General features: G+C 66.7%; 14 protein-coding genes. 9 read left to right on the top strand and 5 right to left on the bottom strand.

All coding sequences use genetic code 11. From position 1 onward, the window contains the following. The first annotated feature begins 44 nt into the window (after positions 1-44). Complete coding sequence (locus HV793_RS19820; RefSeq protein ID WP_054457422.1) at positions 45-677, top strand: aminotransferase class IV family protein; 633 nt, start codon at positions 45-47, stop codon at positions 675-677. Here the strand turns inward: HV793_RS19820 and HV793_RS19815 are convergent. Continuing rightward, positions 674-1,576, bottom strand: coding sequence for a LysR family transcriptional regulator (locus HV793_RS19815; RefSeq protein WP_054457424.1), 903 nt, complete (start codon positions 1,574-1,576; stop codon positions 674-676). The two genes, HV793_RS19820 and HV793_RS19815, sit on opposite strands and share 4 nt — an antisense overlap. Before the next feature lie 210 nt (positions 1,577-1,786). Here HV793_RS19815 and HV793_RS19810 point away from each other — a divergent pair, with 210 nt between their 5' ends. Genes HV793_RS19810 through HV793_RS19800 form a run of 3 tightly spaced genes read left to right on the top strand, consistent with a single transcriptional unit; the run spans position 1,787 to position 3,851 of the window. Then, positions 1,787-3,046 carry an aromatic ring-hydroxylating dioxygenase subunit alpha gene (locus HV793_RS19810; RefSeq protein ID WP_054457613.1) on the top strand — a complete coding sequence of 420 codons (1,260 nt, stop codon included), beginning with the start codon at positions 1,787-1,789 and terminating at the stop codon, positions 3,044-3,046. A 2-nt stretch (positions 3,047-3,048) separates the two neighbouring features. Then, a complete protein-coding gene (locus HV793_RS19805; protein ID WP_054457426.1) occupies positions 3,049-3,522 on the top strand; it encodes an aromatic-ring-hydroxylating dioxygenase subunit beta in 474 nt (157 codons plus the stop codon). A gap of 17 nt (positions 3,523-3,539) precedes the next feature. Next, entirely contained in the window at positions 3,540-3,851 is a 312-nt protein-coding gene (locus HV793_RS19800; RefSeq protein ID WP_175213824.1) for a non-heme iron oxygenase ferredoxin subunit, read from the top strand. An 8-nt stretch (positions 3,852-3,859) separates the two neighbouring features. Here the strand turns inward: HV793_RS19800 and HV793_RS19795 are convergent, their stop codons facing one another. The 4 genes from HV793_RS19795 to HV793_RS19780 all read right to left on the bottom strand — a co-directional run bounded on the left by HV793_RS19795 (position 3,860) and on the right by HV793_RS19780 (position 10,067). After that, the gene (locus HV793_RS19795; RefSeq protein WP_175213823.1) at positions 3,860-4,690 is read right to left on the bottom strand and encodes a tRNA threonylcarbamoyladenosine dehydratase; all 831 of its coding nucleotides are present in this window, start codon (positions 4,688-4,690) and stop codon (positions 3,860-3,862) included. Positions 4,691-5,474: 784 nt separating this feature from the next. After that, positions 5,475-6,914: an efflux transporter outer membrane subunit gene (locus HV793_RS19790; protein ID WP_175159402.1), complete on the bottom strand. Its 1,440-nt coding sequence runs from the start codon at positions 6,912-6,914 to the stop codon at positions 5,475-5,477. 5 nt (positions 6,915-6,919) lie between these two features. Next, positions 6,920-8,878: a MacB family efflux pump subunit gene (locus tag HV793_RS19785; RefSeq protein ID WP_054457614.1), complete on the bottom strand. Its 1,959-nt coding sequence runs from the start codon at positions 8,876-8,878 to the stop codon at positions 6,920-6,922. A 1-nt stretch (position 8,879) separates the two neighbouring features. After that, positions 8,880-10,067, bottom strand: a complete 1,188-nt coding sequence (locus HV793_RS19780) for an efflux RND transporter periplasmic adaptor subunit (protein WP_175181113.1) — start codon at positions 10,065-10,067, stop codon at positions 8,880-8,882. Between the two features lie 411 nt (positions 10,068-10,478). On the opposite strand from HV793_RS19780, the gene HV793_RS19775 reads away from it, so the two are divergent. From HV793_RS19775 to HV793_RS19755, 5 genes are all read left to right on the top strand, one after another. Next, positions 10,479-11,687 carry an MFS transporter gene (locus tag HV793_RS19775; protein ID WP_119452129.1) on the top strand — a complete coding sequence of 403 codons (1,209 nt, stop codon included), beginning with the start codon at positions 10,479-10,481 and terminating at the stop codon, positions 11,685-11,687. A gap of 2 nt (positions 11,688-11,689) precedes the next feature. Next, positions 11,690-12,352 carry a gamma-glutamylcyclotransferase gene (locus HV793_RS19770; RefSeq protein ID WP_054457436.1) on the top strand — a complete coding sequence of 221 codons (663 nt, stop codon included), beginning with the start codon at positions 11,690-11,692 and terminating at the stop codon, positions 12,350-12,352. 105 nt (positions 12,353-12,457) lie between these two features. Continuing rightward, the gene (pdxH, locus tag HV793_RS19765; RefSeq protein WP_054457438.1) at positions 12,458-13,087 is read left to right on the top strand and encodes a pyridoxamine 5'-phosphate oxidase; all 630 of its coding nucleotides are present in this window, start codon (positions 12,458-12,460) and stop codon (positions 13,085-13,087) included. Positions 13,088-13,125: 38 nt separating this feature from the next. Further along, positions 13,126-13,650, top strand: coding sequence for a flavin reductase family protein (locus HV793_RS19760; protein ID WP_059371570.1), 525 nt, complete (start codon positions 13,126-13,128; stop codon positions 13,648-13,650). After that, on the top strand, positions 13,647-14,756 hold the full coding sequence (locus HV793_RS19755) for an NAD(P)/FAD-dependent oxidoreductase (protein WP_175213822.1): 1,110 nt from the start codon (positions 13,647-13,649) through the stop codon (positions 14,754-14,756). The genes HV793_RS19760 and HV793_RS19755 overlap by 4 nt, the downstream gene beginning before the upstream one ends. The last annotated feature ends 2 nt before the right edge of the window (positions 14,757-14,758 follow it).

The following is a 14,758-nucleotide window of genomic DNA, read 5'->3' as shown; positions in this document are numbered from 1 at the left end:
GGATAGAGCGCGGCCGCAGCGCGCCTTTACGCCAGGAGAGTCCCATGCAACCCGAACTGATCGAGACCATCCTGGTCGATGCCGAACGACGCGTGCCGCTGCTGGGGCGCCACCTCAAGCGTCTGGAAGCGTCCTGCAAGGCCCTGGGCTACGGCTGGGGAGGCCGGGCCGTCGAAGCCGACATCATGATCACCGCCCTGGGCCTAGCCACGCCGGGGCCGCACAGGCTGCGCCTGCTGGTGGCGCGCGACGGCAGCCGCAACATCCAGACCGCGCCGCTGCCACCCCTGCAACCCGCACAGGAAGCCATGCTGGCGCCCGAAGCGCTGCGTTCATCCGAACCGCTGCTGCGCTACAAGACCACCTACCGCCCCTGGTACACCAAGACCATCGAATGGCTGCCGTCGCATCCGCACATCTTCGATCTGCTCTACCTGAATGAGCGCGGCGAACTCTGCGAAGGCAGCCGCAGCAACGTTTATCTGCGCCTGGATGGCGACTGGTACACGCCGCCCGTGGACAGCGGCTGCCTGCCCGGCGTGCAGCGCGCCGAACTGCTCGAAACGGGCAAGGTGGAAGAACGCGTCCTGACCCTGGCCGACCTGCATGCCGCCGAGGAAATCCGCCTGTCCAATGCGCTGCGCGGCTGGTTTCCGGTAACGCTGCGCGACACTTAATCCGCAAACTCGTCGACCACCACCTGCCGCAGCCACTGGTTGGCGGGCTCTCGGTGGTTGCGGGCGTGCCAGAACACGTTGATGACGGACTCCGGGATCTTCACCGGACAGGGCGCAGTTGCCAGGCCGAACGGACCGCAGGCGCAGTCGGCAAAGCGCTGCGGCACCACGGCAATCATGTCGGTGGCGGCCAGCACCGGCCCCACCGCAATGAAGTGCGGCACCGTCAGGCGCAGGCGCCGCCGGATGCCGGCCTGCCCTATCACCTGGTCGACCACGCCGTGGCCCGTGCCTTCCGAGGCGATGGCCACGTGCTCGGCCGCGCGGAACTGCCGCGCCGAGACCCCGGTGCGCGCCAGCGGATGGTCGCGGCGGAAGATGCACACATAGGGCTGGCGGAACAGCAGCCGCTGGAAGAAGCCGCTCTTCAAATCGGGCAGGAAGCCCATGGCCAGATCGATGCGGCCCCGCTCCATCTCGTCCTTCACGTCGATCGAGGTGGTGCGCACGGTGCGCACCGTGACGCCGGGCGCGGCGCGGTCCAGCGCGCGCATCAGCCGCGGCAGGAAATAGGTCTCGCCCACATCGTTCACGCCGATCACGAAGGCACGACCGCTATGCGCGGGGTCGAACGCGGCGCGCGCGTTCAGGGTGCTGTGCAGCGCCTCCAGCGCGGCGGCGATGGGCTGCGCCAGATCCTGCGCGTAGGGCGTGGGCACCATGCCGCGCGAGGTCCGCAGGAACAGCTCGTCGCCCAACAGCTTGCGCAACCGGCCCAGCGCATTGCTGACGCCCGGCTGCGAGATGCCCAGGCTCTCGGCCACGGCCGACACCCGGCCGTGCTTGCGCAGTTCGTTGAAGACGACCAGCAGGTTCAGGTCCACGTCTTGCAGGTTCATGGGCTGTCTCCACCAATATTGATTCTGGTGATTTATCTCATCAAGCAGATTCTATTTATTTATTTCACCTTCTGCCCGATGATGCAAAAAACGCCAGCGCCCATGCCGCGCCGGCTCTGCTGGATCGCGCCCGCGGTCCGCCGAACCAAGGAGACACGCCATGCGTACCTGTACGCTGTCCGCCGCCGCGCCCTGTCGCCGGAGCGGATCATGAACGCCCCCGAGCAGCCCATCCAATTCGCCCCGCGCTGGCAGGACGACGGATCCCACCGCATCCCCTTCGGCGTCTACACCGACGCCGCCCTGCATCAGCGCGAAATGGAGCGGTTCTTCTACCGCGCGCACTGGAGCTACGTGGGCCTGGAAGCCGAGATCCCGAACCCGGGCGACTTCAAGCGCACTGCGGTGGGCGAACGCTCTGTCATCTTGCTGCGCGACAACGACGGCCAGGTGCGCGTGGTGGAAAACGTGTGCGCCCACCGCGGCGTGCAGTTCTGCCGCGAACGTTCGGGCAACCGCAGCGAATTCGTCTGTCCGTACCACCAGTGGAACTACGACCTGCAGGGCAATCTGATCGGCGTGCCGTTCCGCCGCGGCGTCAAGCAGGACGGCAAGGTCAACGGCGGCATGCCGCCCGACTTCAACCCGCAAGAGCACGGCCTGACCAAGCTGGCCGTGGCCTGCCGCAACGGTGTGGTGTTCGCCTCGTTCGACCACGACGTCGAGCCGCTGGAGGATTATCTGGGGCCGGACATCCTGCATTATTTCGACCGCGTCTTCGACGGCCGCGAACTGGTGATCCACGGCTACAGCCGCCAGCGCATCCCCGGCAACTGGAAGCTGATGCAGGAAAACATCAAGGATCCGTATCATCCGGGCCTGCTGCACACCTGGTTCGTCACCTTCGGCCTGTGGCGGGCCGACAACCGCTCCGAGCTGAAGATGGACCGGCACTTGCGCCACGCCGCCATGATCTCGACGCGCGGCCAGGGCGGCAAGGGCAGCGTGACCAGCGGCGTGTCCAGCTTCAAGGAGCAGATGTCGCTGAACGACGACCGCTTTCTCGACATCGTGCCGGAGCCCTGGTGGAACGGCCCCACCGCCGTGCTGATGACGCTGTTTCCCAGCGTCATCATCCAGCAGCAGGTGAACTCGCTGTCCACGCGCCACATCCAGCCGGTGGGCCACGACGCCTTCGACTTCGTCTGGACGCACTTCGGTTTCGCCGACGATACGCCCGAGATGACGCGCCGCCGGCTGCGCCAGGCCAATCTGTTCGGCCCGGCGGGCTTCGTGTCGGCGGACGACGGCGAGGTCATCGAGTTCTCGCAATCCGGCTTCGAACAGAAGCCCTGGCACCGCAGCGTGGCGGAACTGGGCGGCAAGACCGCCGAAAACACCGACCACATGGTCACGGAAACGCTGATCCGCGGCATGTACGCGTATTGGCGTCGGGTCATGGAGGCCTGACGATGCTGGACTTTCCCCTCTACTACCAACTGACCTGCCTGTACAACGACTACGCCGCCGCGCTGGACGCGGAACAATGGGAAAAGTGGCCCGAGTTTTTCCTGGAAGACTGCGTGTACAAGGTGCTGCCGCGCGAGAACCACGAGCGCGGCTATCCGCTGGCAACCATGTCCTTCGAAAGCCGCGGCATGCTGAAGGACCGCATCTACGGCGCCACCGACACCATCTTCCACGATCCCTACTACCAGCGCCACGTGGTGGGCGCGCCGCGAGTGCTGTCGGTACAGGGCGACCGCATCGAGTCCGAGGCCAACTACGCCGTGTTCCGCACCAAGCCCAGCCAACTGACCACGGTGTTCAACGTGGGCCGTTATCTGGACGTGGTCCGGCGCGGCCCCGACGGGCTCAAGTTCGAATCGCGGCTCTGCATCTTCGACAGCGAGCTGGTGCCGAATTCGCTTATCTACCCCATCTGAGAAAGGACACGACAGCAATGAGCACGCAATGGATCAAGGCCATCGCGCGGGACGAGGTGCCTGAAGACGACGTCATCGCCGTGCAGGCCGGCGGCCGCGAGATCGCGCTGTATGGCGTGGACGGCGAGGTCTACGCCACCGCCAATCTCTGTACGCACGGCAATGCGCGGCTATGCGACGGTTTTCTGGAGGGGCATGAGATCGAATGTCCGCTGCATCAGGGGCGCTTCGACGTGCGCGACGGGCGCGCGCTCTGTTCGCCGCTGCGCGAGAACATTGCCGCCTATCCGGTCAGGATCGAGGACGGCATGGTGTTCGTGGCGTTGTAGCGTCTTTGTCAGACCGCGAGGCGCAGCGCCTCGTTGGCGGCCGCCATGCCCATGGCGGCCGTGACGGTCACGACCGAGCCATAGCCGGCGCAGGACAGGCCTTGCGGCGCCAGGGTCTGGCCCGAAGCGCCCATGTCGTCCTCGCCTTCCGTGGGGCGAGTCCAGGCGTCGGGCAGGATGGCGGGCTGGTCGAACCATAGGGCATGGATGCCCATCTTCGGCACGCGCTTCAGTGCTTTGCCGTTCTGATCGGAAGCTCGCGGAAAGCCGTGTTCGCGGCGCAGCTTGTTGCGCAGCTTGGACAACAGTGCATCGTTGACCGCAGCCGACAGGTCGCCGGCGCGCAGGGCCAGCGGATCGGTCTTGCCTCCAGCGCCGCCGCACAACAGCATGGGCACGCCGATTTCGCGCGCATGCAGGATCATCGCGATCTTCGCCGCGGCCTGGTCGGTGCAGTCGATGATGACCGAATACGGGCCGGGCAGGACCTGGGCGACGTTCTCGGGCGAAACGAAGTCATCCACCCGCGTCAGCCGGCATTCCGGATTGATCGCCAGCACGCGCTCGGCCATGGCATCGACCTTGGATTGGCCCAGCGTCTCGGTCAAAGCGTGGATCTGCCGATTGACGTTGGATTCGGCGATGTGGTCCAGGTCGATGAGCGTCAACGCGCCGACCCCGCAGCGCGCCAGAGCTTCGACGGTCCAGGAACCCACGCCGCCCAGGCCTGCTATTGCCACATGGGCGTTGCGCAGGCGGGTCGGGGCTTCGAGGCCGTAGAGGCGGGAAAGACTGCCGAAGCGGCGGTCGAGGTCGGCTTGGGGTTCTGGGGTGTTCATGAGGGCGTATTTTATTGCAGGCGGGTGTTGGGGGACGGGTGCTGGTTCTTGAGACGCCTGGCACGGCGGCGCCCGGGGTGGCGCGGGGCAACGATTGCGGTCCGGAGCGTTCGCTCCGGACTTCCCCTGCGTCATCCTCGTCACCGCCTCCGGCGGTTCCTTCGGATTCCCTCGGGCTTATCGACGCCCCGCGCCACCCCAGGCGCCGCCGCGCCAGGCTCTGCTGATTGAATCTTGCCGGTCGCTGGGACGGGTGGTGTGCTTGGCGTTCTTCTCCCCGACGAGGAAGAGAGAAAGATCTTGCGGGGACGCCAAAGACGGCCGCGCGGGCGGCCTTCTTTGGCATATGGTTGCAGTCAGTTGTACGGATGGCGCTGCGCGCGGGTGCAGGCATGCACTCATATGCAATCCGTCGCCCAGCAACGATTCCTGCTCAAGCGCAGATCATCATCAGCGCACAGCGGCATCACCAATCGCAAGACGCCGCGTAAGCCCCAAAAGGCCGCCCGGGCGGCCGGCCTGGGGCGGGCCCCGCAAGACCATCGCCCAACCCCCACCGTCGGCGAGAATCCTACGAAGACCAGTCACCCCAGCTGACGCCAAGTTTCAAAAGCGGAGTCTGGCGCGTCGGTGCGCTGGGGCGCGCGGGGCGTCGATAAGCCCGAGGGAATCGGAAGGGAAGGCCGAAGGCCTGGACGACGATGACGACGGGGAAGTCCGGAGCGAACGCTCCGGACCGCAATCGTTGCCCCGCGCGCCCCAGCGCACCGACGCGCCAGACGGATTAAGAACCCGCCGCTGCGCCAGCAGCAGACTCAGCAGCACCACCGCCAACAACATCATCCCCCCCGAGCGCCTGATAAACCGTCACCTGATTCACCAACCGATTCAACATATTCTCATCCCGAGAAACCTCAGCCACCCGCCGCTTCTCCTGCGCGTCCAGCCAGTCCTTCAACGGCACCGCCCCCGCCCGGTAGCGCACTTCGTACAGACGCTCGGCCTCGCGCGCCGCGCGCAGAGACGCGTCCAGCTGCTCTGCTTGCAAGCGCAGTTGCGTGCGATTGGACAGCGCGTTCTCCACGTCCGCCATCGCCTGGTACAGCGCCTGCCGGAAATTCACCACCCGCTCTTCGTAGTCGGCCTTGGAGATCTTGATGTTGAGCTGCATCTGGTTCCATTGCAGGAACGGCAGCGTCAGCGCCGCCCCCAGCGAGCCCACCGGGTTCTTCAGTACATCGGACAACGTGGGGCTCGAGCTTCCCAAGGCGCCGGTCAGCGTCAACGGCGGGTAGAAGCTGGCGCGGGTTGCGTCGACGGTGGACAGGGACTGGCGCAGGCGCAGCTCGGCGGCGCGCAAGTCGGGACGGCGGCCCAGCAGGTCGGCCGGCACGCCGGCGCGCGCTTGCGGCAAGGGATAGCCCGGCAATCGCGCCGGGTCGGCCATCATGCGGTCCGGCGGGCCGTCGAACAGGATGGTCAGGGCGTTGGCGTATTCCACCCGTTGCTGCACCAGCAGCGTATGAGCGGCTTCCTGGCTGGCCACGGTCTGTTCAGCCTCGGCCATTTCCAGCGCCGACGCGCCGCCCGCCGCGTATTGGGCGCGCACCAGGTCCTGCGTCCTGCGTGCGTACGCGATGCTCTCGGCGCTGCTGGCGATGCGCTGGTTGATGAAGGCGGTCTGCCAGTACAGCGTGGCCGTGGTGCCCACCAGGGACAGCGCGGCACTCTGGCGGTCCTGCTCGGTCGCCAGCGCATCCCACTGCGCCGCGTCGCGCTGGCTGGACAGCTTGCCCCACAGGTCCACTTCGTAGCTGACAGTCAACTCCGCCGCGTTGGTCCGAGAGATCGCGCGATCGCCGTACAGATTGCGGTTGCGCGTCACATTGGCGTTGCCGCCCAGTTGCGGCAGCAGCTTGTCCTCGGTGATTCCAGCCTGGTACTGCGCCCGGCGCACGCGGATCGCGGCGGCGGCCAGGTTGTTGTTGCGCGCCAGCGCGGCGTCGACCAGGCCGTTGAGCGTCGGGTCGTTAAAATTGCGCCACCACTGGCCGCCATCGGCCAGCGGCCCGGCCTGGAAGTCGCCTGCGGGCGCATGGGTCCAGGCGGCTGGAATGGACGTCAGCGGCGGCTCGTAGTCGGTGTGCAGCAGGCTGCCGCAGCCGGCCAGGGCCAGCAGCAGCGCCAGGGCGGCAGGTTTGCAGATCAGGGAAACCGCTTTCATCTTCCTCATTCCCGGGCCAGGGCCTCAACGGGATCCAGGCGCGCGGCATTGCGCGCCGGCAAATAGCCAAAAAGCACACCGATCAGCGTCGAGCAGCTGAACGCCGCCACCATCGATGTCGTGGAATAGATCATCTGGAACGACCCGCCCGTGGCCTTGGACACCAGCACGCCCAGCCCCAGGGACAGCACGATGCCGATGGCGCCGCCTATCAGGCACACCAGCACCGCTTCGATCAGGAACTGCTGCATGATGTCGCTGCGCCGCGCCCCCACCGCCATGCGCACGCCGATCTCGCGGGTGCGCTCGGTCACCGACACCAGCATGATGTTCATGACGCCGATGCCGCCGACCATCAGCGAGATCAGGGCAATCATGGACACCAGCAGCGTCATGGTGGCGGTGGTGCGTTCGATGGTCTTGCGGATCGCGTCCGTGTTGAACACGAAGAAATCCTTGGTCACGTGGCGCCGCGTCAGCACGCGCACGATGGCCTGCTCCGCCGCGGCGGGCGGCGAGGCGTCATTGACGCGCACCGTGATGCTTTTCAGATGCTGCTGGCCCAGCACGCGCGACAGCGCCGTGGTGTAGGGGACCCACACGTTCAACGAATCATTGCTGCCGAAGACGGTTTCCTTCTTTTGCGTCACCCCGATCACGCGCGCCGGCATCGACCCCAGGAATACCACCTGCCCGATAGGCTCGGTATGCGAGCCGAACAGCTTACGCCGGGTGGCGTCATCGATCACCACTTCCTGCGCACGCCGCAGCACGCTGGTCTCGTCGAAGAACTTGCCCTGGGCCAGCTTGATGGCGCGCACGCGGAAATATTGCTCGCCCACGCCCTGGATCACGCCGGTCACCGACACGTTGCGATAGCGCAGCGTGTTGCTGGTGGAGACTTCCGGCGTGACGCTGTCCACATAGGATTCGCGCGCCAGGGCGTCGGCGTCGGCCGGCACCAGGGTGCGGATATTGACGGCCTTCTCGTCGCCGAAGTCCTTGCCCGGAAAGATCTCCACCGTGTTGGTGCCGATCTCGCTGATGTCGTCCAGGATCTTGCGGCGCGAGCCTTCGCCCAGCGCCACCACCGACACCACGGCCGCGATGCCGATGATGATGCCCAGCATCGTCAGCGAGGTGCGCAACCGGTGCGCATTCATCGCCAGCAACGCCATGCGCAAAGCCTCGCGGCAACGGTCCAGGTAGGCCTGCCACACAGGCCGCGCGGCCAGCGCCGGCGCATCTTCCTTGACGCGTTCGCGCCGCGGCGCGTCGGGATTGCGCTTGTCGGCGACGATCTCGCCGTCGCTGATCTCGATGATGCGCTGGGCGTGGCGCGCCACATTCATATCGTGCGTGACGATGATGATGGTGTGGCCGGCCGCGTTCAGTTCTTCCAGGATGCGCAGCACTTCCTGGCCGGTGTGCGTATCCAGCGCGCCGGTCGGCTCGTCGGCCAGGATGATGTCGCCGCCGTTCATCAGCGCCCGCGCGATGCTGACGCGCTGCTGCTGGCCGCCGGACAGTTGGCCGGGCCGGTGCCCGGACCTGTCGCCCAATCCCAGCCGCTTGAGCAGTTCATCGGCGCGTTCCAGGCGCGCCTCGCGCCGCTTGCCGGCGTAGACGGCCGGCACCTCGACGTTGCCCTGCGCGGTCAGATCGGACAGCAGGTGGTAGCGCTGGAAGATGAAGCCGAAGTGCTCGCGGCGCAGCTCGGCCAGTTCGTCCGGGTCCAGCTCGCCCGTGCTGCGCCCGTCGACCCGGTACTCGCCGCGGGTGGGGCGATCCAGGCAACCCAGGATGTTCATGAGCGTGGACTTGCCCGACCCGGACGCACCCACGATCGCCACCATCTCGCCGGCCTCGATAGCCAGGTTGACGTCCTTCAGCACCGCGATGGTCTGTTCGCCCGCGGGAAACTCGCGGCGCACGCCCGTGAGCGATATCAAAGGCCCGCTCATGTCAGGCCCCCGGCGCAGCCGCGGCCGGCGCGGCATCCGCCGACACGACGCGCTCGCCCACCTCCAGCCCTTCCAGCACCTGCGCCTGGACGTTGTTGTTCATGCCTATCCTGACCTGGCGCGTTTCGGTCTTGTTGTCCTTCAGGACCACGCGCACGGCGTAGCGGCCGTCCTCGCCGCGCTTGCCCAGCGCCGAGGCCGGCACCACGACCGTGTTCTTGGCCTCGCCCAGCACGATGAAGACCTGGGCGGTCATGGAGATGCGCAGCTTCTCGTCCGGATTGGGCACGTCGAACAGGCCGTTGTAGTAGACGGCGGCGGTGGTGGAGCTGCCGCTGGTCGATCCGGTAAGCGAAGACGCCGCGTCGTCCTTCTGCACGGAATCCGGCGCCGGCTCCACGGCGCGCAGGGCGGCGCGGTAACGCTCGTCGGGTTCGCCCAGGATGGTGAAGTACACCGGCAGGCCGGGCTTCACGCGGGTCACGTCGGCTTCCGAGATCTGCGCCTTGATGGTCATGGTGTCCACCTGGGCCACCTTGATGATGGTGGGCGCGCTCTGGATCGAGTTGACGGTCTGGCCTTCCTTGGTCACCACCGCGACCACCATGCCGTCGATGGGCGAGACGATGCGCGTATAGCCCAGGTTGACCCGGGCGGTGTCGACCTGGATCTCGGCCTGCGCGATCTGCGCCTCCAGCGAGGCGATTTCGGCGCGGGTCACGCCCAGCGTAGCCTCGGCGCTCTCGTAGGCCTCGCGCGAACTGGCGTCGGCCGCCAGCATCTGCCGCTGACGGCGGAAGGCCAGCTCGGCCTGCTTCAGCGTGGCGACCTTGGCGGCCCGCTCGGCGCGCCGGGTCTGCAAGGCGGCCTCGGCGTTGCGCAGCTCGTTCTGCTGGGTCATGTCGTCGATCTCGGCGACCAACTGGCCCTTTTTGACGCGGTCGCCCAGCGCCACCTTCAGGGATTTGAGCTGGCCGGTAGCCTGGGCGCCGACGCTGACGCGTTCGATGGCGTCGATGGTGCCGCTGGCCAGCACGCTGTCTTCAAGGTCGGCCCGGGTGACCTCGGCCACCGCGAAAGTGGGCGGCGGCGGCGCGGAAAAGAATGCGGCGCGCACGCCGAACCCGGCTAAAAGCAGAAAAACGGCGATCAGGGCGTAGCGCTTGAACTTGCTGCGAGACTTTTTCATTGAACCTGTCGGATGTGGCGCTGGAAATCGAGCCAGCGCCGGTATTGCGAATTGCGGACCGGACAAGGGGAGGCTTGCCCACGCTGCCTGCACATCCTAAACGTCTAGTGCGTCCGAACCATCGACGATCTGTGGCGAAACGGTGAAAAACAGTAAAGCGGAACGGAACGTCAAGGTTCGCGTGATTGTTCCGTTGCATGAACGATACAACGCTTTGTCCGTCCCCCACGCAAGCCCTCGCACGCAGATGCGGCGAACGTGCCGCCATCTTGCGCCATAAGCATGCGACTTCGCCCCTAGATAGCCGCCATCATGCGATTGGCGCCAAAATACGTTTGCGGCGCTGCAAAACAGCAGCGCCTCGACATAGGGCGACGATATGGCCAGAATGAACGCAGTTACGCCGTATCCGTGTCCACTTCTCATAGATCCCCCTCTTCGTCACCCAGTTCCCCAGAATTTTCCGGGGCGGTGCTTTTGTGCCTGCTGGCCATGATGAATCACGTGGCGCTCACTGGGGGACGGATCACGGTTTCCCTCACCGCGCTGCAGATGGGGCTGTCGACCTTCAAGGTGGGCACGCTGGTCGCGGTGTTCGCGGTGCTGCCCATGCTGTTCTCCGTGCGCGCCGGCCGCTGGGTCGACCGGGTCGGCATTGTGCGGCCGCTGGTCATCGGCACGGCCCTGGTCGCCTCGGGCACCGCGCTGCCATTCATCTCACAGACCCAGTTCGCCCTGCTGATAGCCTCCTGTTGCATCGGCATCGGCTTCATGTTGCATCAGGTCGCCACGCAAGACCTGCTGGGCCACGCGGAACCGGCTCAACGGCTGCGCAATTTCTCCTTTATGTCGCTGGCGCTGGCGGGGTCCGGATTCTCGGGCCCGCTGATCGCCGGGCTGGCGATCGACCATCTGGGCACGCGTCTGGCCTTCGGCCTGCTGACCTTGGGTCCGTTGCTTTCGGCGGGCGGCCTTTATGTCTTGCGTCACCAATTGAAGGCGGTGGATTCGCAGCTGTCAGGTAAAAAAGAGGCTGAAAAGCGGCGCGTTACTGAATTGCTGGAAGTGCCGGCATTGCGCCGCATCCTGATGGTCAACACGATTTTGTCCGGCGCGTGGGACACCCATTTGTTCGTCGTGCCCATTTTCGGCGTCGCCATCGGCCTGTCGGCCACCACCATTGGCGTCATTCTTGCGTCCTTCGCGGCGGCTACTTTCGTTATCCGCCTGATATTGCCCTTCATCCAGCGCCGTGTGCGGTCCTGGACGCTGGTGCGGGTAGCGATGGCGACAGCCGCCATTGATTTCATGCTTTACCCGCTGTTCACCGACGTTAACGTCCTGATCGTGCTGTCTTTCATCCTTGGTCTGGCCCTGGGCTGCTGTCAGCCGAGTATGCTTTCCCTGCTGCACCAGCATTCGCCGCCGGGCCGCGCCGCCGAGGCCGTGGGCCTGCGGATGGCCCTGATCAACGGCTCGCAGGTGTCCCTGCCGTTGACCTTCGGCGCGCTCGGTGCGGTAATTGGCGTTGCCCCCCTCTTCTGGGCGTACTCCGTGGCCCTGATGGCCGGAGGCTGGGCCAACCGCAATCCCCCGATCGAATCTGAACGCAAAGCGTAGCCGTGAACATGCAGTCCTCTCCTCCCGCCGCCGGCAATTCCGGCGCCAGCCTGCCCTTTCGTCTTTGGACTGCGCAAGAGCGGCAGGAATCACTGGACGAGGCGCTGCGCCACTGGCAATCGGGCGAAGACGTGTGGGTCTACGGCTACGGCTCCCTGATCTGGCGGCCCGACTTCGACTTCGTGGAGCGCCGGCTGGCAACGCTGCGCGGCCACCACCGGGCGCTGTGCCTGTGGTCGCGGGTCAACCGCGGCACCCCGGAATGCCCGGGTCTGGTATTCGGCCTGGACCGGGGAGGCTCCTGCCGCGGGGTGGTCTACCGCCTGGCGGGCGACCAGGTGCCAACCTATTTCCCCGCGCTCTGGGAGCGCGAGATGTCCACTGGCGCCTATCTGCCCCGCTGGATCAACTGCGCCACCGATACCGGCACCGTGCGGGCGCTGGTCTTCATCATGAACCGGGACAATCCGGCCTACATCCGCGCCCTGCCCGAACCCGAGCTGCTGGCCATCGTGCGCCGCGCCGCCGGACGCTATGGCCCCTGCACCGAATACGTGGTGCAGACCGCCCAGGCGCTGCGCGCCGCCGGCATCCATGACGCCCGCCTGGACGCCATCGCGCGCCGGCTGGAGCTGGACGGGCACACCCTGCCGGAAGGCGCCTGAGGCCCGGCCTCGGGAAATCTTGCCTGCGCCCTGAGCGGGGTCAATGAGGGTACCGCCTCCCAGGCGGTATAAACTCCTTGTTATCAACGCTGAACTACTAGCCCCATGTCCGTCTCTGATCTGCGTCAAAGCTACGACAAGAACGTGCTGCTCGAAGGCCAGGCCGCCGCCTCCCCGTTCGAGCAGTTCACCCGCTGGTTCGACGAGGCCCTGGCCGCCAAGGTCCCCGAACCCAACGCCATGACCCTGGCCACGGTGGACGCCAGCGGCCAGCCCAGCGCGCGCATCGTCCTGATCAAGGGCTTCGATGAGCGCGGGTTCACGTTCTTCACCAATTACGAATCCCGCAAGGGCCTGGACCTGCAGGCCGAGCCGCGCGCCAGCCTGCTGTTCTTCTGGCAGCCACTGGAGCGCCAGGTCCGCATCGAAGGCGTGGTCGAAAAAGTGGCCGGCGACGAGTCGGACGCCTACTACCACAGCCGCCCCGCCGGTTCGCGCATCGGCGCCTGGGCCTCGCGCCAGAGCCAGCCCATCACCCGTGAAGAGCTGGAAGCCCGCGAACGGGAATTCCGCGAGCGTTTCGGCGAACAGCCGCCGCGCCCGCCGCACTGGGGCGGCTACCGCCTGAAGCCCACCGCCTTCGAATTCTGGCAAGGCCGGCCTTCGCGCCTGCATGACCGCCTGCGCTATGTCGCCGACGGCCAGGCCTGGAAGATCGAACGCCTGTCGCCTTGATGCCGGGCGCCGCGCGCCCGCCCCCAATTAACGATTGCATGACCGCCTCCTCCCCTGATTTTGACGCCGCCTTTTTCCGCACCGCGCTGGGCCGTTACGCCACGGGCGTGACCGTCGTGACGACCGCCGACCCCGATGGCGCGCCCATCGGCCTGACGGTCAGCTCCTTCAACTCCGTGTCGCTGAACCCGCCACTGGTGCTGTGGAGCCTGTCGCGCAGTTCGTCGTCGCTGGCCGCCTTCGAGCAGTGCGAGCGCTACGTCGTCAACGTATTGGGCGCGGAGCAGATCGCGCTGGCGCGCCGCTTCGCCACCGGCAAGACGCCGGACCGCTACGCAGGCCTCACGGTGCATCACGCGCCGGGCGGCACGCCCATGCTGGACGGCCACTGCGCCGCCTGGTTCGAATGCCACAACCGCAGCCGCTACGTCGAGGGCGACCATGTCATCATGGTGGGCGAAGTGGAGCGCTGCGGCCATAGCGGCGAGCCGCCGCTGGTCTTCCATGCCGGCGGTTTCGACCTGACCCCGGCTGGCGCCCGTTCGGAAAGGAAAACGCCATGAGCGTGGATGTGGATTGCGTCGTCATCGGCGCGGGCGTGGTGGGCCTGGCGATCGCGCGCGCGCTGGCCCAGTCCGGACGCGAGGTGCTGGTGGCGGAAGCCACCGAGGCGATCGGCACCGGCACCAGTTCGCGCAACTCCGAAGTCATACACGCCGGCATCTACTACCCGGCGGGCAGCCTCAAGGCCCGGCTCTGCGTGCGCGGCAAGCACCTGCTTTACTCCTATTGCGCCGAGCGCGGCGTGCCCTACAAGCGGCTCGGCAAGCTCATCGTCGCCACCACGACGGAACAGGCCGCGCAGCTGGAGGGCATTGCCCAGCGCGCCCGCGCCAACGGCGTGGACGACCTGCAGTTCATTTCCGGCGAGGACGCCATGCGCCTGGAGCCCGCGCTGCGCTGCACCGCGGCGCTGTCCTCGCCGTCCACCGGCATCGTCGACAGCCATGCGCTGATGCTCTCGTTCCAGGGCGACGCCGAAAACGCCGGCGCCCAGTGCGTCTTCCACACGCCGCTGGTGTCCGGCCGGGTCCGCCCCGAAGGCGGCTTCGAGCTGCAATTCGGCGGCGACGACGCCATGACCCTGAGCTGCAACGTGCTGATCAATTCAGCCGGCCTGCACGCGCCGGCGCTGGCGCGCCGCATCGACGGTCTGCCCGCGTCCAGCATCCCCAAGGATTACCTGTGCAAGGGCAGCTATTTCACGCTGTCCGGCCGCGCGCCGTTCTCGCGCCTGATCTACCCTGTGCCGCAGCATGCCGGCCTGGGCGTGCATCTGACGCTGGATCTGGGCGGCCAGGCCAAGTTCGGCCCCGACACCGAATGGGTCGAAATCGAGGACTACACGCTGGACCCGGCCCGCGCCGACGTCTTCTACGAGGCCGTGCGCAGCTATTGGCCGGCCCTGCCCGATGACGCGCTAGCGCCCGGCTACACCGGCATCCGCCCCAAGATCTCCGGCCCCCACGAGCCCGCGGCCGATTTCGTCATCGCCGGCCCGGCCGCGCATGGCGTGCCCGGCCTGGTGAACCTGTTCGGCATAGAATCCCCGGGGCTGACCTCCAGCCTGGCCCTGGCCGAAGAGACCCTGGCCCGTCTGAACGGATGATC

Origin of the sequence: Achromobacter aegrifaciens (assembly GCF_902859965.1) — a bacterium.
In the GTDB taxonomy this organism is placed as follows: Bacteria; Pseudomonadota; Gammaproteobacteria; order Burkholderiales; family Burkholderiaceae_B; genus Achromobacter; species Achromobacter aegrifaciens.
Note: the sequence above shows the minus strand (reverse complement) of the source record. Positions and strands in the feature narration are given on the sequence as shown.